Source organism: Clostridium sp. LY3-2 (assembly GCF_024705715.1).
Taxonomy (GTDB): domain Bacteria; phylum Bacillota; class Clostridia; order Clostridiales; family Clostridiaceae; genus Clostridium.
In genome coordinates this window covers 108715-130938 of sequence record NZ_JAMDLQ010000017.1, presented here as the reverse complement: position 1 = coordinate 130938, position 22224 = coordinate 108715, and the positions used below count along the sequence as shown (strand labels likewise).

The following is a 22224-nucleotide window of genomic DNA, read 5'->3' as shown; positions in this document are numbered from 1 at the left end:
AAGTATAGAGGCCTTAGATATTTTATCTTCATCTAAATTTTTAGAAGTTTTATAATATTTATTATATGCGCTTATTAATGTATACATATATTTTTCAGTTCTAACTAAATGATTTGCAGTTTCTTTATCTCGAAAGAAAATTAGGCTTATAAAATTATCAAAAAGCTGTTCATATATTTCAACCATATTATTATTTTGTGTGCTTATTTTTCTTTTTATTTTAGAAATATAAGAAAAATCTTTTAAGTGTTTTTGAACTCTAAGTTTTATCTCGCGAAGGTTATAAGGTTTAGTTAAATAATCACTAGCACCCATTTCAAACGCTTTAGCTTTATCTTCTATATCTTCAGAACTACTTAGAAATATAGTTGGTATGGTTTTTGATTTATTAGATTCTTTGATTTTTAAAAAGAGGTCAAAACCATTTATTTTTGGCATAACTATATCAAGCAAAATTAAATCGGGTGTAAATTTTTCTAAAAGAAGTATTGCTTCGTTTGATGAGTTTGAAACTATTATATTGTATTCGTCTTTAAGTCCTTCGTATAATAATTCTGTATCTATAGTGCTATCATCAATTATTAATATTGTTTTATCTAGGTTATTCATAAAATGCCTCCATTTGTAATTAGCTTAATATTTCTTTTAATAAAGAGTTGAATCTATCTAATTTTTGTTTATCTATGGTAGATTTTTTTAAATCTATTTCAAGTTTAGTGCAGATATCTTTAATGTCATTCATACCTAAATTAAGTGCTACCCCTTTTAATGTGTGTACAAGTATAAGTGCACTTTCAAAATCCTCTTTTTCTAGATATGAAGTAAGTTCACTAAAAGAGTTTGCATATTTATTTTTCATTTTTGATACTAATTTTTTATATAATTCTAAATTTCCATCAAATCTATTCATTATGTTTTCGTAATCGATGTTTTTATTAAGCTTTGTCTTTGGTTTTACTACACTAGTTTTAGATACTTTTAAAATAACTTTTTTTAATTTATCTAAATCAAGGGGTTTTATTAAGAAATCATCTATATATTTAGAGTTTGAGTTTTTTATTTCATCAGTTACTATTGTTGCAGTTAAGGCAACTATCTTTGTATTTTTATAACAGTCAGTTTTTATAATTTCAGATGTTTCATATCCGTTTAATTTAGGCATCTGTATATCCATAAGTATTAAATCAAAGTATTCATTTTTGCAAAGATTAATTGCATCTATACCATCGTATGCATATTTGTAATTGCAATTAATTTTACTAAGTAGTATTTCTAAAATTTCAACATTTATTTCGTTATCATCAACTATTAAAACCTTAAAATTTGATAAATCTAGCTTTTCTAAATCTAAATTTTCCGTATCTTTTAGGGAAGTAAAAGATTTAGGGAAGTTTATTGAAAAGGAGAATTTACTTCCGTATCCATAATTACTTTCTACTGATATATCTCCACCCATTGCAGAAATAATTTCCTTGCTTATAGGCAACCCTAATCCTGTACCAAAAACTTTCCATTCCTTATCAAACTGTTCAAAAGGAAGAAATAGCTTATCTAAGTTTTCTTTTTTTATTCCCTTACCGGAATCTTCTACTAAAAATTTAATTTTTATATTATCGAAAGTTTCTTCTTCTTTTGAAATAGTAAGAAAAACAAAGCCTTTACTTGTGAACTTAAGTGAATTTCCAATTAAATTTATTAGTACTTGTGCTAAACGAATATTATCACCTACAACAAATACGGAGTGGTCAATATCGTTTTGAACTCCAAATGATATTCCTTTAAGGGCCATTTGATCTTTAAACATACTATCTATATTAGAAACTAATATATTAAAATTAAAAGCGTCTTCTATAAGTTCAATTCCTTTATTATTTATCTTTGAAAAATCTAAAATATTATTTATTATCCCAAGTAGTATTTTTGAAGAACCTTCAATCTTTTTTATGTAGTCTTCTTGCACTTTTGAAAGTTCTGTATCTTCCATATAAGAAATTAATGAAATAATAGCATTAAGGGGAGTTCGTATTTCATGAGAAACACTAGCTATTAAGTCATCTTTAATCTTACGTTCTATTTCAGATTTTTTTAATTTTATTTTTAATGAATTTTCTTTTCTTAATAAATCTATTTCAGATGTCGCATCTTTAACTATATATATCTTTTTAGATTTTCCTATTTCATCTTCTACTTCGAATTTATTTACTCTTAGAAATTTTTTATCATTATTTATAATTAAATTTATGTTTTGGCTTATATTTTTTGTTGATTCTAAATTGTATAAGGTATCAAATACTTCTGAATTAGATAAAACTATATCATTTATAAAACTTTTATTCTTAGATAAATTATCTAAAAATCCTTCATAATTTAAAAGGTTTAAAAAAGAGTTATTTATAAATTCGTAATCATTTTTGCCATTTTCAATTATTAAGCCGATAATCATATTTTTAAAGATGGTATCGTAAAGTCGTTTATAATACTTATCACTCTTATCATAAGTCAATATTTTAGTTATTAAATTTTTAAAGACAAAAAATAGTATTATTAAAAGCGCTAAAGATACAATTATCAAAATAATAAAATAAAAAAATGCTCTAAACGTTAAAGTATCTTCATCTGTAGATAATCGCTTTAAATATTTATAGCTAAGTAAATTTATCTCATCGTTTATATCTTTTGATAAGATACTCAGGTTTTTCGTATAACTTGTTTTTTTATTTTTATCTTGTTCATGTAAAATATCTTTGCAATATTTTATAAAATCGTTTGTTTTAGAAATTATACTATTCCATTCTTCTTTTTCGTTTGGGGTTAAATTTAAATCTGCTATATTTACTTTTTTAAACTCCTTAATCTTAAGATATTCATTTTCGCTGTAAAGACCGTATTTAGAAAATAAATTATAATCAAAAGGGTTATCTAGCCAACTCGTAAATAAATCTAAAGCGTCTATATACTCATCTTTATGTTGTTCGTTCTTTTCAAACATATATTTATCAAAATTTTTAAAAGTTATATTTTTAAAATAATAATATTCTTTAAAAAAAGTATTCATTATATTTTTTCTATCATCAATCATTTGTAACTTACTTTTAGTATAGATATAAGAAATAAAACTAAAAGAAAAAATTATTAAGAGAAAAGATGAAAAAATTATAAGCTTATTTTTACTTTTCATTCAGCCTCCTTTTAATTTAATTAAAAAATTAATTAAATAAAATATATCATATATCGAATATGTTCGCAAATTGGTATTAATTAATAGTTATTACAGATTAATTTAATCAAATCAAATATACTCACATATTATATCCATAATATAGAATTAAATACTAATTTTATGATTAAAGAGATGTTTAAAACTTAAGTTTTTATTAAGTAAGGATTATGTTTAACTTAAAAAGCTCTAGAAGGGCAGTATACCTATTGAATTGGTAGTTTAATAGATATATAATTTAGTCAATCGATTGAAAGTAGCTGCTAAAATTATTAAATTATCAATTAAAACAGTTCTATTAAAAGGTATATAAGTTATTTAAAGATTATAATTTTAAAAAATAATAGATACTGATTTATATTGGGGGATACAAGGATGAATAGAAGAAAGAAAAAAAGAAAAAAACCAAAGATTGGTGTTGTAGTTATAAGTCTTATTCTAGTAATTTACTTAGGCGTGAGTATATTTTTTACTAATAGATTTTATTTTGGGACAAAAATAAATGGCATCAATATAGGAGGACAAACTATACAAGGTGCAATTGATAAAGTAGAAGAAAAAATAGGTTCTTACAATCTAGAAATAGAAGGAAGAGATGGATTAAAAGAAAATATATCAGGAAATGAAATAGGCTTAAAATTTAAAGATACAAAGGAAATAACAAATCTTAAAGAAAATCAAAAGGCTTTTTTGTGGCCAGGCAGTATATTAAGCAAAAAGGAATCAAATTTAGTTAACTATGTAACTTATGATGAGGACAAGCTCAATAATGTAATAGAAAATTTAGAACTCTTTAAAGAAGATAAGGTTATAAACCCTAAAAATCCAGAGTTTACATATAAAGATGGAATTTATGAAGTTAAAAAAGAAGTTATGGGTAATAAATTAAATAAAGAAGATACTATAAAAGCTATTAAAGAATGTATAGATAACCATAAAGCATCTTTAAATTTAGAAGAATCTAAATTATATATAGACCCTAAATATACTACAGAATCACCTAAAGTAAATGAAACAAAAGATATTTTAAATAAATATGTAAAAGCAAAAATTACTTATACTTTTGGAGATATTAAAGAAGTAGTTGATGGTTCTAAAATCAATAAATGGCTTTCTGTTAATGAAAACTTAGACCCTAAAATTGATTATAAAGAAGTTAACTCTTTTATAGAAGAAATTGAAAAGAATCATAATACAGTCGGACAAGGAACTATGTTTAAAGCAAATGATGGAAGGCTTTTAAGTGTTCCAGGTGGTAATTTTGGATGGAAGATAAATGACTTAAGCGAAAAAGAACAGTTACTTAACGATATAAAAGAAGGTAAAACTGTAGCTAGAGAACCTGTATATGAGTTTAAGGGAGTAGTTCAAGGTTCTAATGAAGTTGGAGGCACTTATGTTGAAATTGATTTAGGAAAGCAGCACCTTTGGTACTACAAAGATGGGGCATTAGTTGTAGATGGTGATATAGTTACTGGTAATGAGTCTAAAAAATTATCAACACCTCCTGGCTTATTTAGGCTTGCTTACAAGGAGAAGGATGCAACTTTAAAGGGAGAAAACTACTCACAACCAGTTAAGTATTGGATGCCTTTTAACGAAGGAATAGGACTTCACGATGCAAGTTGGAGAGAAAAGTTTGGTGGAGAAATTTATAAAACTAATGGTTCTCACGGGTGTGCTAATCTACCCCCTAAAGTTGCAGAAACAATATTTAATAATATTTCACAAGGTACTCCAGTAGTCTGTTATAACAATTAAATTATATATTTTTAAAAAAAGGAGTTTTAAATGAAAAACTATTATATAAAAGAAAAATTATTTTCTATAGGTTCAAAATTTAATGTTTTAGAAGATGGTGATATTCCTGCATTTGTAGTTGAGTCAGATAAGTTTGATTTAGGAAAAAATATTTCAATATATGATTTATCAGGAGAAAAGCTATTATATTTCAAACAAAAAATACCAGCACTAAAGAAGAGATATAGAGTTTTAGATAATAAAAAAGAAATAGCGTTTATTACTAAAAATTATATTGGAAACACCTATAAAGTTACAGGTGCTTTAGGTGAAATGTTAATTAAACCTGATAATATCTTAGGTAGAAAATATAACATAATTTTAAATGATAATATTATAGGTAGAATCCAAAAAGAGCTTACATTTGGACGTGATAGATACAATTTAAAAGTAGTAGATGAGAATTACACTAATTTCTTAATTGGTGTCTTAGTGATGATAGATATGGTGAAATTTAATGATTAATAAATATACTAAAAAGCCTACAAAATACTTTTGTTTTGTAGGCTTTTTTATCTAAAGTAAAGAAAAGTTTAAAAATATAGTCAATTAATGGTATTATCAAAGTATGTCTTTTGTGGAAAAAAGATGAAATTATTTATAAATAGGGGGAGAAAAATGAAAAAGAAATACATAGGGATTATAGTATGTGTAGTAGTTATTATTGCAGCTACTATAGGGATGGTATTATTAAAAAATTCAAGTGCTAAAAAAGAGGCAAAAATAGAAACTATAACTATTCCGTCTGTAGAGAAGGTATTTATAAACGGGAAAATAGTTCCAAACGAATCTAAAAAGATATATTTAGATATAGCGTCTGGTGAAGTATCTAGTGTTTCTGTTAAAAATGGTGAAACTGTTAAAAAAGGGGACGTGCTTTTTACTTATAAAAATGATAAGTTAGACACTCAAATAAAAGATTTAGAGCTTCAACTTAAAAGTGCAAAAGAGCAAAAGTCTGACCTTTTAAAAAAGAAGGATGAATTAGATAAAAAAGCAAAAGAAGATAAAGAAAAGTTAGAAAAAATAAAAAATGAATCTCTAAATAGCGGAAAAGTTCCAGAAGCTATAGAAGGTGTAAATCCTATGGCGGGGAGTATTAGCGGAGACAGCATAGATACACAAGCTATAGATAAGCAAATAAACCTTTTAGAGAATCAAATAAAGAATTTAAAATCATCAAAATATAAAGAAGTAACAGCACCTATAAATGGAATAGTTACTATAAATAAAGATAATCAAAACGTTCAAGAACCATATATGATTATACAGTCAAATAATTTATATGTTGATGGAGTTGTAAATGAAAAGGATCAACAAAAAGTTAAGAAGAATCAGAAGGTAGATATCAGTATACTTGCAAATAATAAAAATATTAAAGGTAAAATTATAAGTGTATCTGATATACCAGAAAATTCAGCAGCTTCACTAGATCCTAAGAGTAGTCAAAATATGTCTTTCTATAAAGTAGATATAGATTTAGATTCTCAAAAAGGAATTGTTGATGGTTTTCACGTACAAGCTACTGTAAATTTAGACGAAAAAGATATAACTATACCTAAATCAGCAGTCCTAGATGAAAATGGCAAAAAATATGTATATATAGTTTCTGATAACAAGCTAAAGAAAGCTTTTGTTACAGTTACAGAAGACAAGGATAACTATATAGTTAAAGAAGGCTTAAACTCAGGAGAGAAGGTAGTTAAAACTCCAGACTCTACTATGAAAGAGGGTATGGAGGCTTGAGTAATATAGTTAAAATAACTAATTTAAATAAATATTATATTACTGGAGACGAAAAGCTTCACGTTTTAAAAAACATAGACCTTAAAATAAATAAAGGGGATTTTGTTATGATAATGGGTAAGTCAGGAAGTGGTAAGACTACCCTTATGAATATACTAGGTCTTTTAGATAGGTTTGATGATGGAGAATATTTATTTAATGATATAGATGTTAGAGGAATAAATGAAGGAGAAAAGTCTAAAATAAGAAATCAAAATATGGGATTTATATTTCAACAATTTCACCTGATAGATTCATTAACTATAGGAAAAAACGTTGAACTCCCTCTTTTATATAAGGGTAAAGTATCTAAAAAAGAAAGAGATGAACTTATATTAAAATATCTTGAGATGGTTGGACTTAAAGAAAAGAAAAATAAACTTCCATCAGAGCTTTCAGGGGGACAGCAGCAGAGGGTTGCTATAGCGAGAGCTCTTATAAATAATCCATATGTAATATTTGCAGACGAGCCTACAGGGGCTTTAGATAGTCATACAGGTACTGAAATAATGGAAATACTTAAAGGACTTAACGAAGAAGGTAAAACTATTATTATGGTTACACATGATGAGGATTTAATAAAATATGCAAATAAAGTGATAAGGGTTAAAGATGGAGATATAATTGGAGGGGAAGCTTAAGATGAATGCAAAAGAGTTATTTTTAACAGCTATTTCAAGCTTGAAGTTTCATAAATTAAGAACCTTCTTAACTATGATTGGAATAATTATTGGGATAAGTTCTGTAGTTGTAATACTTTCTGTAGGAGATGGGTTTAAAGAGTATGTTCACACCCTTTCAGAAGAAGCAAGTGCAAATACTATAACTATTGAGTTTCACCCTAAAAATGAGAATATTAATTACTCACTTTTAGAGCCTTTTACAAAAAATGATTTAAATACTATAGGTGGGTTAAGTGGAGTTTCAGAAGTTAAACCCTCAGCTGGAATTATGGGGTTTGGAAATATGTCTGTAGATGAAGGAAGTTTTTATAATAAGAAAAACACCTTATTTATAGATAAATACGGAAAAGATTCTCCAAAGCTTGACTGTGGTAGATGGTTTAGTAGCGATGATTCAAATAGAGATTATATAGTTTTAAATTATGATGCAGCTAAAGAGTTATTTACAGAACCTAAGGATGCTTTAGGAAAAGCTATAACTTTAAAAGGACAAAACTTTGAAGTTATAGGAGTAGTAAATAAAGAAGGTGAAGGCGCCTTCGCACTTATGGGTTTAAATAAGAGTTATGTAAGTGAGGAAAATTTAAAAGAAATAAGGGGAGACGATCCTATTTTTTCTATAGATGTTAGCGTTAAAGAAGGAGCAGATAAAAAGCAAGTTTTCGATGAGATACAAAGAGATTTAAAGTCAGTTCACGGCTCTGAAGAAGGGGACTATATTTTAAAAGATCCTCAAGAGAGCGCTAAAGCTATAGATAGTATAATCGGAGCTTTAACTAAATTCGTAGCATTTATAACAGGAATATCTTTAATAGTTGGAGGTATTGGAGTTATGAATATTATGTATGTATCAGTTTCTGAAAGAAAAAGAGAAATTGGTATAAGAAGAGCGATAGGTGCAAGCCCTAAGAGTATATTATTGCAATTCTTAATTGAAGCTGTAATAGTTACTTTAATCGGGGGAATAATTGGTATAATAGTAGGCTTCTTAATATCAACTGGAGCTGGAATGCTAATGCCATTTAAGCCTGTCTTAACTTTTAAAACAGTGTTAGGTGCAACCTTAATATCTATCTTAGAAGGGGTTATCTTTGGAGTAATTCCTGCAAGAAACGCATGTAAGATGGATCCTATAAAAGCAATATATAAATAAAACTAAAGGGATGCATTTATGCATCCCTTTGATTTTATTTGAAATATAAGTATTTTTTCTTGTAAATAAATATTGCAGTTAAAACTGGTAATATTAAGCTTAATAATATATTAGTTATAGAAAAGCCATAAAAAATGTTTGTAGATATTATGCTTAAAACGATTATAGTAAAGTATATATAAATACCAATTTTATTTTTAAGTAATATTAAAACTAAACCTATTATTGTTATAATAACAAATACTAGATCGATTATTAATGAACTAGCTGGTGGTACAGGTATACCTAAACTTTTGTAAAACTCAGATCCAAACATCATCATAAGTAATCCAATAATACCAAATCCATTTGTTACAAACTGAATAACAGCTAAAGTTATAATACCTCCTCCGAGTTTGTTTCTTTTTTCAATTTCGTAATTTTCCATAAGTCCCCCTTAAAATAATTATAAAATATTTCCTATTAATACCTTATAATACATAAAGAAGAAATACAATCTATTATTTACAATCTTAAAAGGTTATTTACTTTATTTATGAAATATACAAAATTATAATACTTCGATTTTGATTTTTTGAAGGGATTCTAATATTTTAGGGTTAGGGGTAGATTCTGTTATTATAAAGTCTGCTTCTTCTAATGAAGCGAATCTATAAGCCCCATCTAAGTCGAATTTTTCGTTTTGTAGCAATAAATATACTTCTTTAGAAGATGAGATTATAGCGTTCTTTGTATTTCCTTCTTCTAAATCAAAGTTATAGATACTTCTATTAGATATATTTATTCCGCAAATCCCCATAAATGATTTGTTAAATCTATATTTTGAGATAGAGCTAATAGCTTCAGAACCTGTAACTCCACCTAATTTTTTATTATAAAGTCCGCCTATACAAATTAATTCAATATCGCTGTTTGGATTATTAAATAGAGATGAAATTTCAACCATATTAGTTATTATAGTAATTTTTTTATCACTTTTTGATAATAGTTTAGCTAGTATATAATTTGTACTAGATATATCTAAAAAGATAGTATCAAAATCATTTATAACATCAAAAGCTTTTTTAGCTATTATTTCTTTTATTTTAGTATCTTTCTCAAGCCTTTTATCCATAGTAGAATTTTCTGCAATCCCTCTTGGAAGTATTGCACCACCGTAAGTTCTTTCTACTAATCCTTCTTTTTGAAGGTTATTTAAATCTTTTCTTATCATACTTTCTGTTACGTTAAATTGTTTGCTTAAATCTTTTACGAATACCTTATTATTTTCTTTAATAAGGTCTAATATTTTTTCTAATCTTTCTTCCATAAACATATAGCATACCTCTTAATAAGTTTTATTTATTCTCATTATAATACAAACAGTAACAAATGATAATAGAAAAGTTGACATTAACTATAAAAATTTATAAAATAAAATTAAACAACAGTAAATGAGAATAAACGATAACGAGGTGCATAATGGTAGCTGAAAAATTATCTTTAGATATAGAAGAAAAAATTAACTACATAAATATAGATATTAAAGGTAATATGCTTTTTTTAAAAGGAGAAGAAAATATCTTTTTATCAAAAGAAAATCATATATATATTGATTACGATTATTTTTTATATATGTATGAAGAAATAAAGAGTACAGATAACAAAACTTTAAAGTTAGTAAGAATTTTAGCTGATAGATTTTGTGATTTAGCTATAGAAAAAGCAGCCTTTGAAGACGATCATTTATTAAAACACGAACTTATAAAAACTGCAACTAGGTGTAATTCATCTTTTAATTCTAAACCTGAAACTTTAATTGAAGCAGTTTATGAAGTGTGGTTTTTATATATTATAAATAAGATGTATAAAGTAAATTTAAAAATAAAATACGATGATTTAAAAAGAATAATAGAAGAATTTTATAAGTTTAAGTTAGATTTTGAAAAGTCAGACTTGAATTTTAAATATATGTTTAATTTAAAATAGTGAAATAGGCCAAATAAATTGACCTACTTCACTATTTTTTTTATGTTTTTAAAGAATATATCTCTTTTCATATATAAGAAGATAAAAGTTAATACTGGGAATAAAAGCTGTTGTAAAAATGCTACTATGTGGAATCCATTAAATATTTGAGATGAAACTATATTAATTAAAACTCCAGTAAAGTATATGTATATCCCAATATTTTTCTTAAGAAGCATAAGGGTAATTCCAAGTATCATAAGGCAAGTTAAAAAAGCACCTATAGCCATAAAGGAAACAGGAACTTCAGGGAGTCCTTTTTCTCTAAAGATTTTATTAAAAGCCTCTGGGTTATATAAAAAGTTAAATGTTCCAGGTAGGCTAAATAAAAACATAACTAATTGAATTATTAGGACAACTAGAAGACCTGCACCTAATTTTTGATTTTTTAAATCTTTCATATTAAAAATAAATCCTCCTTAAATAATATCTATTTTAAATTACCACAATTAGTTAAAAAATAAAATAAGTATCTTAAAGTAAGATACTTATTTAATAGATGAAAGCATTTTTATGTTTATATAATAGTAGAATCATAATAGTTGGAAGAATTAAAGAAAGCATAGTTTCTGATATATTTTCATCTAGTAATATATCTGTTGCTATATGCATTGCAATTAAGAATCCAAAAAAGTATATTCCTATTTTCTTTTTAAATAAAATTAAAGTCACTGATATCAATAATACTAGTGAAGATAAAAATAATAATTTTATATCTAATAGCAGAAATCCTCTAGAAAGAAGAAAGAGTTCTAATTTTAACCTATCATGCTTTAATATTACTAAATAGATTAAAGATATAATAGCTATTAGAGAATAAGCTAAAAAAAGGCTTGAAATTAGCTTTATTCCAAGACCTAATTCATCATCTTTAGTAGTTTTCATATATGTTTTACTCCTTATAATATTTTCCCCTAAAATAATTTAGCATAAATTTATTTTTTAGTCTCTATTTTAAGTGAGAATTTAAATAGTTTTTAGAATGTTAAAATTAATGGAATACTTATCCTTATAGTTAATAGAATAACTAACTGTACTAAGGGAAAAAGTTGGTATATAATTTATGTAAAGAACACTTAAAGGAGTAAATATAATGGATAAAAAACTAATAGACGAAATAGTAAAAAAAATTGAAGAATATAAAGAAATAGCAATATATAGACACGTTATGCCAGACCCAGATTCATACGGTTCATCAAATGGGTTAAAAGATATAATTTTAAATAGCTTTAAAGATAAAAAAGTATATTTAATGGGGGAACACTCAGAGAGACTTAGCTATATAGGTGAAACAGATAACGTTAAATTAAAAGACCCTAAAAAAACATTAGCTATAGTTTTAGATGTATCTAATGCTGAAAGAGTAGATGATCAAAGCTTTTTAGATTGTGATTACATAATAAAAATAGATCACCACAAACCTTTCACAGAGCCTTTTGAAAACTTAACTTTTGTTGATACAAACTACTCTTCATGTAGTGAGATGATACTTGATATATTATTAAACAGCACAAAAGAACTTAAGATAAGTAAAAAAGGAAGAGAAGCTTTATACGCAGGTATTATAGGGGATACAGGAAGATTCTTATATTTAGATAATCCTACATCACTTTTAGAAAAATTACCTAAAATAACATTTGATATAGAAGCAAAACCTATCTATAGAGAAATGTATAAGAAAAAGAAAGAAGAGCTTCAAATCTTAGGATATATCTACGGAAACTTCAAAATAACTCAAAACGGAGTAGCTTATTTAAAGGTTCCTTACGAGACAGTAAAAGAGTTTAACTTAGAGCCAATTCAAGTAGCTAGAATGGTAAATTCACTAGCAGATTTAGAAAATATTAAAAACTGGGTATTTTTCGCAGAGAAAGAAAACGGAGAAATATTTGGTGAGTTTAGATCAAACGGACCTGTAGTAAATGATATAGCATTTAAATACGGTGGCGGTGGACACGCTTTAGCAGCTGGCGCTACTATAAAGGATTGGGATACAGTTTCAAAAATGCTTGAAGATTTCGATACTAATTGCAAAAATAATTAATCAATAAACTAAAGATACTAAGCCTATTTTAGGTTTAGTATTTTTTTATATATTTTTAAATAGGGGGTTATATTTTTATGGTTAAATTACTAAAAAGGACAGCTTTTATAGTAGTTTTAATTTCTTTAGTTATAAATATTTATGTATATTTTAGAGAGCTAGAAATTAAATTATTTAATTATATTTTTTGGATAAGTATTTTAATTTATTTTATATTAACTATTTTTTATGATTTTTATTTGAAGAAACATAGTTAAAAATTTAGCTAATGGATAAGGATTATTCCAAGAAAGTTATTGATAATATGGAATTATTAAGTAGTAATTCCTAAAAAATTAATACTAATTCTAAGGTTTTTTATGAAAATGTTAGATAAATAACAAAAATTCCTTGACTATATTTTAACGTTTATATTATATTATAATTGTTGTTATGTTAAATTAATGTTTAAAATCTATATACGTGCTATAAATTTTAAGGAGTATAATTTATGGCAGTATATTTAGCAGAAGTTATAGGAACAATGCTTTTAATCATCTTAGGTGATGGTGTTGTTGCTAACGTAGTTTTAAAGAAAACTAAAGGAAATAATTCAGGATGGATAGTTATCACAACAGGGTGGGCTTTAGCAGTTGCAATTCCAGCGGCTATTTTCACAAGTGTTAGTGGAGCGTTATTTAATCCTGCGTTAACGATTGGACTAGCTTGTGTTGGTCAATTTGCTTGGGGAGAAGTTCTTCCTTTTATTATCGCACAACTTGTAGGAGCATTCCTTGGTGCAATCGTTGTTTATATAGTATATTACAACCATTTTAACGAAACTGAAGATCAAACTTCAAAGCTTGGTGTTTTTTGTACAATTCCAGAAATAAGAGATTTAAAAATAAACTTCTTAACTGAGTTTATAGGAACTTTTGTTTTAACTTTCTCTATACTTGGAATCGGAGCTCAAAACTTAGGTTACGGAGTTAAGGTTGTTATAGTTGCATTTTTAATTTGGGCTATAGGTATAAGTCTTGGTGGACCTACTGGTTATGCTATAAACCCAGCTAGAGATTTCGGTCCAAGACTAGCTCACGCTATATTACCAATCAAAGGTAAAGGTGATTCACAGTGGAGTTATGCATGGATTCCTATAGTTGCACCAATACTTGGTTCAATCTGTGGTGCTATAGTTTATACAAATATTTTTTAATAATTAAATTAGAAAAATGGTGTATTTTAAAGTTTTCTTTAGAATACACTTTTTTAACATATATAAGAGTATAAACTTAAATCTACTACAAATTTAAGAGTGCAATTTATCTTAAATCCTTTCAAGTAAGAAAGAGATTAAATAGAACTAGAGGCTAAAAAGCCCCTTTTAAAATACATAAAATAAAATCAAAAGATGAGAATTATAGGAGGATATATGGCTAGTTTACTTGATATTAGAGAAATAATTAATGTTGATACGTTTCAAAAGATTCAAGACGATATTGCAAAAGCTACTGAAAGTTCTATAATCACAGTTGATTATAAAGGTATTCCTGTAACTAAACACAGCAGATGTAGTGAGTATTGTACTCTTATTCGTGAAAAAAAAGAGTTTTCTAAGCTTTGCGAAAAGTGCGACTCTAGAGGTGGACTTGAAGCTGCAAGAGAAGGAAAGTTTTATATTTATAAATGCCATAGGGGTCTTATAGATGTCGCAGTGCCTATTATAATAGACGGACAATACTTAGGTGCAGTTATGGTCGGGCAAGTGCTTCTTAAAGATGATGAAGAACACGACATTGAAAGAGTATTAGTTAAAGACCTTAAGTACGACGAAGATGAAAAAGATAGAATAATTAAAGCTTATGAAAACATTCCTATGCTAAGCTATAAAAAAATCAAATCGATTTCAGAGATGATGTCTCATATAAGTAATTATATAGTTGAAGAAGCTATGCTTAAAAGAACTCAAAACGAGATCTATAAAAAGAATATTGAAATAGCTATAGCAGAGAGAGCTAAACTTGAACTTGAAGAAGAATATAGAGCAATCCAGTTAAAAGCACTTCAATCTCAAATAAATCCTCATTTTTTATTTAATGTTTTAAATAGCATATCTTCACTTGCAATAATTGAAGATGCACCTAAAACATCAGATGTAATTTATAATTTATCACATATTTTAAGATATACTCTTAAAAAAGCAAACAAGATAGTAAAAATACAAGAAGAAGTAGATAATATTAAAGCTTATCTTGAGATCCAAAAGGTCAGATTTGAAGATAGGATTAGATATAAGTTAGAAGTAGAAGAAAGCGTAAAAAACTTCCAAATACCTTTTTTAGCTCTTCAAGTATTTGTTGAAAACGCAGTTCTTCACGGTATTGAAGAAAAGGAGCAAGGCGGGTATGTTAACGTATTAATTTCTTCTTTAGGTGATAATATAAATATAAAAATAGAAGATGACGGAATCGGGATTTTAGAAGATAGACTACTTCAAATAAGAGAAGAAATAAAAAATAGAGATAAGATCGGCTTAGAAAAGATAGGGATTAATAACGTAAATAAAAGAATGTATTATTGCTTTGGAGACGATTATGAAATAAAAATAGATAGTCAAATAAGCAAAGGGACAGAAGTAAACATAATTATTCCGAAAAAAATATAAGGAGATAAGTTATGGTTAATGTAATGGTTGTAGATGATGAAAAGCTTGAAAGAGAAGTTTTAAAAGCTATTTTAGAAAAAAATGAAAGAATCTCTAAAGTTTACGAAGCAAAAAACGGTAAAGAAGCTTTAGAAATTAATAGAGAGTTTAATCCTGATATTATATTTATGGATATAAAGATGCCAGGGATAGATGGAGTTAAAGCTTTAGAACTTATAAAAAACGAATATCCAAACAAAAAAGTAGTAATGATCACAGCATATGATGATTTTGAGTTTATACATAAAGTTTTAGTACTCGGAGGAACTGATTATATACTAAAACCTATTAAGCCATCAAACATTATAGATATAGTAAACAATATCATTGATAAAATAAATACGAAATCAGTAGAAGTTTTAAGTGAAGAAGTAATAGTAAAAGAAGACAAAGAAGATTTAATTAAAAAGGGGAAAAAATTTATAAAAGATAATGTTTCAAAGCCTATAAAGCTAGAAGATATCGCATCTTTTTGCAATTTAAGCCCTAGCTATTTTAGTAGATTATTTAAAAAAGAAACTGGAAAAACTGTTATATCATACATAAACGAAGAAAAAATAGAAAAAGCAAAAGAGCTTTTAAAAAATACATATTTACCTATAATAAATATATCTTTAGATTTAGGTTTTGACGATTGCGGGTACTTTATAAGGGTATTTAAGAAAGCAACAGGGGTCACTCCTAAGGTCTTTAGAGAAGAAAAATAACTAAATTTGATAGAGATAAAACAAAAGCGATATGAAAATATCGCTTTTGTCATATAAAAATACAATTAAATAGTACAAATCTGTATAAAAAATAGGATTATTTTAACCTTTTCTAAAAATGGGATAAAATAATCCTATTTTTATCTTTTGCATTAGTCAAAAATTTAACATAACTGTGCGTTATTATTCAATGGCAAAAATGTGACTATGGTTTACAATCTAGACATAGATAAAAAATTAACAAATTAAATTTTTGAAAGCGAGGCTGATTTAAGTGAAATCTAAAAGATTCCAAGTATTATCAGAGCGTCCTGTAAATCAAGACGGACTTATCGGAGAATGGGCAGAAGAAGGATTAATAGCCTTAGATAACCCAAATGATCCTAAATCATCAATAAAAATAGAAAACGGACTAGTTGTAGAATTAGACGGTAAAAAAAGAGAAGACTTTGATATGATAGACAAGTTTATAGCTGATTATGCAATAAACTTAGAGGAAGCTGAAGATGCTATGAAGCTTTCAGCTACAGAAATAGCAAAAAAATTAGTTGATATAAATGTAAGCAGAGATGACATCGTTAAATTAACAACTGCAATCACTCCAAAGAAAGCTGTTGAAGTAATAGAAGAGATGAACGTAGTTGAGATGATGATGGCTCTTCAAAAAATGAGAGCAAGAAGAACTCCTGCAAACCAATGTCACGTTACAAACGTAAAAGACAACCCAGTACAAATCGCAGCAGATGCAGCTGAAGCAGCACTTAGAGGCTTCGCAGAGCAAGAAACTACAGTAGGTATCGTAAGATATGCACCATTTAATGCACTTGCTATTTTAGTAGGTTCACAAGTTGGTAGAGGTGGAGTTTTAACTCAATGTGCTGTTGAGGAAGCAACTGAACTTGACCTTGGAATGAGAGGACTTACAAGTTATGCAGAAACAGTTTCAGTATACGGAACAGAAGCTGTATTTACAGATGGAGATGATACTCCTTGGTCAAAAGCATTCTTAGCATCAGCTTATGCTTCAAGAGGACTTAAAATGAGATTTACATCAGGAACAGGTTCAGAAGCATTAATGGGATACTCAGAAGGTAAATCAATGCTTTACTTAGAATCAAGATGTATCTACATAACTAAAGGTGCTGGAGTTCAAGGACTTCAAAACGGAGCTGTAAGTTGTATCGGAATGACAGGGGCTGTTCCTTCAGGAATAAGAGCTGTACTTGGAGAAAACTTAATAGCTGCAATGCTTGATATAGAAGTAGCATCAGCAAACGATCAAACTTTCTCACACTCAGATATAAGAAGAACAGCAAGAATGCTTATGCAAATGCTTCCAGGAACAGACTTCATATTCTCAGGATATAGTGCAGTTCCAAACTACGATAATATGTTTGCTGGATCAAACTTTGATGCAGAAGACTTTGATGATTACAACATACTTCAAAGAGACTTAAAAGTTGACGGTGGAGTTAAGCCTGTAACAGAAGAAGAAACTATTAAAGTTAGAAATAAAGCAGCTAGATGTATCCAAGTTATATTTAGAGAATTAGGATTCCCAGATGTAACTGACGAAGAAGTAGAAGCAGCTAAGTAAAGAAATGCCAGACAGAAACATAGTAGAAGACTTAAAAGCAGCAGAAGAAATGCTTGAAAGAAGAATTACAGGATTAGATATAATAAAAGCTTTAAGCAAAAATAATCTTGAAGATGTAGCTAACAACTTACTTAACATGCTTAAGCAAAGAGTTACAGGAGATTATCTTCAAACATCAGCAATACTTGATAAAGACTTTAACGTTATAAGTGCTGTAAATGACATAAACGATTATATGGGACCTGGAACAGGTTATAGATTAGATGGCGAAAGATGGGAAGAAATTAAAAACGTTCCAACTGTAATGCAGCCAGAAGATATTAAGTAGGAGGAGACGACGGATGGAAAAGACTTTTATACCAGAACTTACTGTAAAGGAAGTTGGAGAAGCTAAGTCAAACGTTAGACCTGACGAAGTTGTTATAGCTTTAGGACCAGCTTTCCACAAACACCAAAACAAAACAATAGTTGATGTACCACATAGCGTAGCATTAATGGAAATGATAGCCGGAGTAGAAGAAGAAGGATTAACTGCAAGAGTAGTTAGAGTAATCAGAACTTCAGACGTATCATTTATGGCTCACGATGCAGCAGAATTAAGTGGATCAGGAATAGGAATCGGAATTCAATCAAAAGGAACTACAGTAATTCACCAAAAAGATTTACTTCCTTTAAATAACTTAGAGTTATTTTCACAAGCTCCACTACTAACTCCTGATACTTACAGATTAATAGGTAAAAACGCAGCAAAATATGCAAAAGGTGAATCACCAACACCAGTACCAGTTAAGAACGACCAAATGGTAAGACCTAAGTTTATGGCTAAAGCTGCATTACTTCACATAAAAGAAACTAAGTATGTAGATAACGGGAAAAAACCACTACAATTAGAAGTTAGCTTCTAAGAAGAAAGGATTGAAAGTATTATGGAAAAATTTACTGCAAAAGATTATCCTCTAACAGCTAAAAGAGGTAATGATATAACAACTCCAACTGGAAAAAAATTAAATGATATTACATTAGATAAAGTTCTAAATGGAGAAATAAACGCAGATGATATAAGAATCTCACCAGAAACTTTAGAGATGCAAGCTCAAATAGCTGAGAGCATGAACAGAGATGCAATCGCTAGAAACTTTAGAAGAGCAGCAGAACTTATAAGCGTTCCAGATGATAGAATACTAGAAATGTATAACGCATTAAGACCTTATCGTTCAACTAAAGAAGATCTATATGTTATAGCTGATGAACTTGAGCATAAATATGGAGCAAAAATAAACGCAGACTTCGTTCGTGAAGCAGCTGGTGTTTATGAGGAAAGAAAGAAGTTAAGAACTGAAGAATAATCAAGTGAGGTGTAACACGTGAAAATCATAGCAGGAATTGATATAGGAAACTCATCTACAGAAACAGCACTTGGTAGGGTAACTAAAGATGGATTTGAATTCTTAAGTAGTGGAATAATTCCAACTACAGGAATCAAAGGAACAGAAGAAAATATAAGAGGTGTAATAGATTCTTTAAATATGGCACTAAAGCGTGCAAATATTACTTTAGAAGAATTAGACCTAGTTAGAATCAACGAAGCTGCACCAGTTATTGGTGATGTAGCTATGGAGACTATAACAGAAACAATAATAACTGAATCTACAATGATAGGTCACAACCCAACAACTCCAGGAGGAATCGGTCTTGGAATCGGGAAAACTATCGACTTAGACAGTTTAGAAGAGATAGATGCAAATGATTTAAGTGAAGAAGAAAATGCATTTATACCACTTGTCTTAAAGGAAAAGAGTTTCTTAGAAGCTGTTTATAAAATAAACAAAGCTACTGAGAGAGGATTAAATATTAAGGCTTGTATAGTTCAAAGAGATGACGGAGTTTTAATAAACAATAGATTAAATAAAAAAATACCTATAGTTGATGAAGTATCTCTACTTGAAAAAGTTCCAGTTAACATGAGAGCAGCTGTTGAAGTTGCTGATAAAGGTTCAGTTATAAAGGAACTATCAAACCCTTACGGAATAGCAACTGTTTTTGGACTTACATCAGAAGAAACAAAGATGATAGTACCAGTATCAAGAGCACTTATAGGTAACAGATCAGCTGTAGTTATTAAAACTCCAGAAGGTGATGTTAAAGAAAAGAAAATACCAGCAGGAAAAATAAATATTACTGGATTTAAAAGAAAAGAATCTGTTGACGTTGAAGACGGAGCTAAAAAGATAATGGAAGCTGTAAGTCTTTGTACTCCGATTGAAGATTTAAGAGGAGACTCAGGGTCAAACGTTGGAGGAATGCTTGAAAAAGTAAGAGGAGTTATGGCTGAACTTACTAACCAAAGCGTTACTGACATAAAGATTCAAGACCTTTTAGCAGTAGATACATTTATTCCACAAAGAGTAAAAGGTGGACTTGCTAAGGAGTTTTCAATGGAAAATGCAGTAGGAATTGCTGCTATGGTTAAAGCTCACAAGTTACAAATGCAAATAATTGCAAAAAGCTTAGAAGATAAGCTTAATGTAAAAGTTGAAGTTGGTGGAGTTGAAGCCGATATGGCAATTAGAGGAGCTCTAACAACTCCAGGAACTAGCACACCACTTGCAATATTAGATATGGGAGCAGGTTCAACTGATGCTTCTATAATAAATAAAATGAGAGAAATAAACTCAATTCACTTAGCTGGAGCTGGGAATATGGTTACTATGTTAATTAAATCAGAACTTGGCATAGAAGACTTTAAACTAGCAGAAGACATCAAAAAGTACCCTCTAGCTAAAGTTGAAAGTTTATTCCATATAAGACATGAAGATGGAACAGTAGAATTCTTTGATAAACCACTAGATTCATCAGTGTTTGCAAAGATAATAATAATAAAAGACGGAAACTTAATCCCAATAGATGGTCAAAATTCTCTTGAAAAAATTAAGAGCGTTAGAAGAACAGCTAAAGAAAGAGTTTTTGTAACTAACTGTTTAAGAGCTTTAAAGAGCGTTTCACCAACAGGAAACATAAGAGACATCGAGTTTGTAGTTTTAGTTGGAGGATCTTCATTAGATTTTGAAATACCAGAACTTGTAACAGATGCACTTTCACATTACGGAGTAGTTGCAGGTAGAGGAAATATAAGAGGAGTAGAAGGACCTAGAAATGCAGTAGCGACAGGACTTGTACTTGCTTATGAAGGAGATGCATAATTTATGAAAAAAGATTATAGCGCTCCTAGCATAATGGTATTTTTAAATGAAAAAGTAGAAGAAGAAACTATTTTAGAAGTGCTTTATGGAATAGAAGAAGAAGGAATCCCTTTTGCCCTTAAAAAAGAAATAGATGATGATTCAAAAAAGTTAGCACATTTAGCATCTAACAGATCAAAGCTTTCTGTTGGAATAGGAATAGACTCAAAGGGAAACATAAGTTTAACAACTGATAAATTAAAAGAAGATTCACCCTTATTTATAGATAGTATAAATAAGAGTGAAACTACCCTTAGAAGCCTTGGAGCTAACGGTGCAAGATTAGTAAAAGGTATGCCCCTTAAAAACCTTTAACAAAAGGAGAATTTTTATGAATATCTACACAAAAACAGGTGATAAAGGTCAAACAGCACTTTTCGGAGGAAGCAGAGTTAAAAAATCTGACTTAAAAGTGGAATCTTACGGAACTATAGATGAATTAATTTCATTTATAGGAATAGCTTACGCTGAAATAGAAGGGAAAAGAGAAAAAGACCTTCTTAGAAAAATTCAAGTAGAGCTATTTATGTTAGGTGCAGAACTTGCAAGTGACGAAAAGGGCTTAGAACTTTTAAAAGATAAGATACAAAAAGAGCATATAGAATGCTTAGAAAACGAAATCGATCACTATATGGAAATAGCAGGACCCTTAAAAGAATTCGTAATACCAGGAAAAAACAAATCATCAGCTTACCTTCACGTAGCTAGAACTATAGCTAGAAGAGCTGAAAGAAATATGACATTACTAGATGAAACTATCTCTTTAAGAGAAGAAATCAAAAAGTATATTAATAGACTTTCAGATTGCCTATTTGCAGTAGCAAGGTATGAAGAAGTTAAGTAATAAAGGAGGTAACTTTATGAAAAAGTTAAACGAAGTAAAAGAGTTAAGCTTAGAAGTAGTTAAAGAAATGGCTAAAGCAGCTGAAGAAAAGGCTAAAGAAATGAACGTACCAGTTTGTTTTGCAGCTGTAGACAAGGGAGCTAATTTAATGCTTATGCACAGAATGGAAGATGCATTCGTAACAAGCATTGAAATAGCTATAAACAAAGCTTTCACAGCAAATTGCTTAAAGCAAGGAACACACGAAATAGCTGAGTGTGTAAAACCAGGAGAAAGCCTTTATGGTTTACAATTAACAAACAACTGTAAGATAGTACCTTTTGGTGGTGGATTCCCAATAAAGGTTGATGGACAAGTTGTTGGAGCAGTTGGCGTAAGTGGCGGAACTGTTGAAGAAGATATGGCTATAGCAACTGCTGCTGTAGAAGCTTTTAATAGAGCATAATAATTTAAGCTAATATATAT

Annotated in this window: 22 protein-coding genes and 1 pseudogene; 17 read left to right on the top strand and 6 right to left on the bottom strand. The window is 28.6% G+C overall.

From position 1 onward, the window contains the following. On the bottom strand, positions 1-609 hold a 609-nt coding region (locus M4I33_RS06580; protein WP_257916061.1), incomplete at its 3' end, for a PleD family two-component system response regulator. Positions 610-628: 19 nt separating this feature from the next. Beyond that, positions 629-3178 (bottom strand): ATP-binding protein, encoded by a 2550-nt coding sequence (locus M4I33_RS06575; RefSeq protein WP_257916060.1) that lies wholly within the window; start codon positions 3176-3178, stop codon positions 629-631. Positions 3179-3592: 414 nt separating this feature from the next. Between M4I33_RS06575 and M4I33_RS06570 the strand changes: the two genes are divergently transcribed. The 5 genes from M4I33_RS06570 (at position 3593) to M4I33_RS06550 (ending at position 8638) form a co-directional block, all read left to right on the top strand. Further along, positions 3593-4978 (top strand): L,D-transpeptidase family protein, encoded by a 1386-nt coding sequence (locus M4I33_RS06570; protein ID WP_257916059.1) that lies wholly within the window; start codon positions 3593-3595, stop codon positions 4976-4978. Between the two features lie 30 nt (positions 4979-5008). Next, positions 5009-5482, top strand: a complete 474-nt coding sequence (locus tag M4I33_RS06565) for an LURP-one-related/scramblase family protein (protein ID WP_257916058.1) — start codon at positions 5009-5011, stop codon at positions 5480-5482. Between the two features lie 153 nt (positions 5483-5635). Next, positions 5636-6763 carry an efflux RND transporter periplasmic adaptor subunit gene (locus tag M4I33_RS06560; protein WP_257916057.1) on the top strand — a complete coding sequence of 376 codons (1128 nt, stop codon included), beginning with the start codon at positions 5636-5638 and terminating at the stop codon, positions 6761-6763. After that, complete coding sequence (locus M4I33_RS06555; protein ID WP_257916056.1) at positions 6760-7443, top strand: ABC transporter ATP-binding protein; 684 nt, start codon at positions 6760-6762, stop codon at positions 7441-7443. The genes M4I33_RS06560 and M4I33_RS06555 overlap by 4 nt, the downstream gene beginning before the upstream one ends. Before the next feature lies 1 nt (position 7444). After that, complete coding sequence (locus M4I33_RS06550; RefSeq protein WP_257916055.1) at positions 7445-8638, top strand: ABC transporter permease; 1194 nt, start codon at positions 7445-7447, stop codon at positions 8636-8638. Between the two features lie 34 nt (positions 8639-8672). Here the strand turns inward: M4I33_RS06550 and M4I33_RS06545 are convergent, their stop codons facing one another. Beyond that, positions 8673-9065 carry a hypothetical protein gene (locus M4I33_RS06545; RefSeq protein ID WP_257916054.1) on the bottom strand — a complete coding sequence of 131 codons (393 nt, stop codon included), beginning with the start codon at positions 9063-9065 and terminating at the stop codon, positions 8673-8675. A gap of 123 nt (positions 9066-9188) precedes the next feature. Next, positions 9189-9953, bottom strand: coding sequence for a DeoR/GlpR family DNA-binding transcription regulator (locus M4I33_RS06540; protein ID WP_257916053.1), 765 nt, complete (start codon positions 9951-9953; stop codon positions 9189-9191). Positions 9954-10099: 146 nt separating this feature from the next. Between M4I33_RS06540 and M4I33_RS06535 the strand changes: the two genes are divergently transcribed. Then, positions 10100-10606 carry a hypothetical protein gene (locus tag M4I33_RS06535; protein ID WP_257916052.1) on the top strand — a complete coding sequence of 169 codons (507 nt, stop codon included), beginning with the start codon at positions 10100-10102 and terminating at the stop codon, positions 10604-10606. Positions 10607-10629: 23 nt separating this feature from the next. Here the strand turns inward: M4I33_RS06535 and M4I33_RS06530 are convergent, their stop codons facing one another. After that, a complete protein-coding gene (locus tag M4I33_RS06530) occupies positions 10630-11046 on the bottom strand; it encodes a hypothetical protein (RefSeq protein ID WP_257916051.1) in 417 nt (138 codons plus the stop codon). A 91-nt stretch (positions 11047-11137) separates the two neighbouring features. Then, a complete protein-coding gene (locus tag M4I33_RS06525; protein WP_257916050.1) occupies positions 11138-11530 on the bottom strand; it encodes a hypothetical protein in 393 nt (130 codons plus the stop codon). 208 nt (positions 11531-11738) lie between these two features. On the opposite strand from M4I33_RS06525, the gene M4I33_RS06520 reads away from it, so the two are divergent. The 11 genes and pseudogenes from M4I33_RS06520 to M4I33_RS06470 all read left to right on the top strand — a co-directional run bounded on the left by M4I33_RS06520 (position 11739) and on the right by M4I33_RS06470 (position 22204). Beyond that, positions 11739-12689, top strand: a complete 951-nt coding sequence (locus M4I33_RS06520; RefSeq protein ID WP_257916049.1) for a bifunctional oligoribonuclease/PAP phosphatase NrnA — start codon at positions 11739-11741, stop codon at positions 12687-12689. A 490-nt stretch (positions 12690-13179) separates the two neighbouring features. Continuing rightward, the gene (locus tag M4I33_RS06515) at positions 13180-13884 is read left to right on the top strand and encodes an MIP/aquaporin family protein (RefSeq protein ID WP_257916048.1); all 705 of its coding nucleotides are present in this window, start codon (positions 13180-13182) and stop codon (positions 13882-13884) included. A 216-nt stretch (positions 13885-14100) separates the two neighbouring features. Beyond that, positions 14101-15333, top strand: a complete 1233-nt coding sequence (locus M4I33_RS06510) for a PocR ligand-binding domain-containing protein (RefSeq protein WP_257916047.1) — start codon at positions 14101-14103, stop codon at positions 15331-15333. An 11-nt stretch (positions 15334-15344) separates the two neighbouring features. After that, positions 15345-16079, top strand: a complete 735-nt coding sequence (locus tag M4I33_RS06505) for a response regulator (RefSeq protein ID WP_257916046.1) — start codon at positions 15345-15347, stop codon at positions 16077-16079. Between the two features lie 274 nt (positions 16080-16353). Further along, a pseudogene (locus M4I33_RS06500) lies at positions 16354-18004 on the top strand (propanediol/glycerol family dehydratase large subunit). 13 nt (positions 18005-18017) lie between these two features. Then, the gene (locus tag M4I33_RS06495; RefSeq protein WP_194191513.1) at positions 18018-18581 is read left to right on the top strand and encodes a propanediol/glycerol family dehydratase medium subunit; all 564 of its coding nucleotides are present in this window, start codon (positions 18018-18020) and stop codon (positions 18579-18581) included. 21 nt (positions 18582-18602) lie between these two features. Further along, positions 18603-19022 carry a diol dehydratase small subunit gene (locus M4I33_RS06490; protein WP_194191514.1) on the top strand — a complete coding sequence of 140 codons (420 nt, stop codon included), beginning with the start codon at positions 18603-18605 and terminating at the stop codon, positions 19020-19022. Between the two features lie 18 nt (positions 19023-19040). Beyond that, positions 19041-20876, top strand: coding sequence for a diol dehydratase reactivase subunit alpha (locus M4I33_RS06485; protein ID WP_257916045.1), 1836 nt, complete (start codon positions 19041-19043; stop codon positions 20874-20876). A gap of 3 nt (positions 20877-20879) precedes the next feature. Continuing rightward, positions 20880-21230 carry a glycerol dehydratase reactivase beta/small subunit family protein gene (locus M4I33_RS06480; protein ID WP_257916044.1) on the top strand — a complete coding sequence of 117 codons (351 nt, stop codon included), beginning with the start codon at positions 20880-20882 and terminating at the stop codon, positions 21228-21230. Between the two features lie 16 nt (positions 21231-21246). Beyond that, positions 21247-21759 (top strand): cob(I)yrinic acid a,c-diamide adenosyltransferase, encoded by a 513-nt coding sequence (locus M4I33_RS06475; protein ID WP_257916043.1) that lies wholly within the window; start codon positions 21247-21249, stop codon positions 21757-21759. A gap of 16 nt (positions 21760-21775) precedes the next feature. Further along, positions 21776-22204 (top strand): heme-binding protein, encoded by a 429-nt coding sequence (locus tag M4I33_RS06470; protein WP_257916042.1) that lies wholly within the window; start codon positions 21776-21778, stop codon positions 22202-22204. Positions 22205-22224 lie beyond the last annotated feature (20 nt).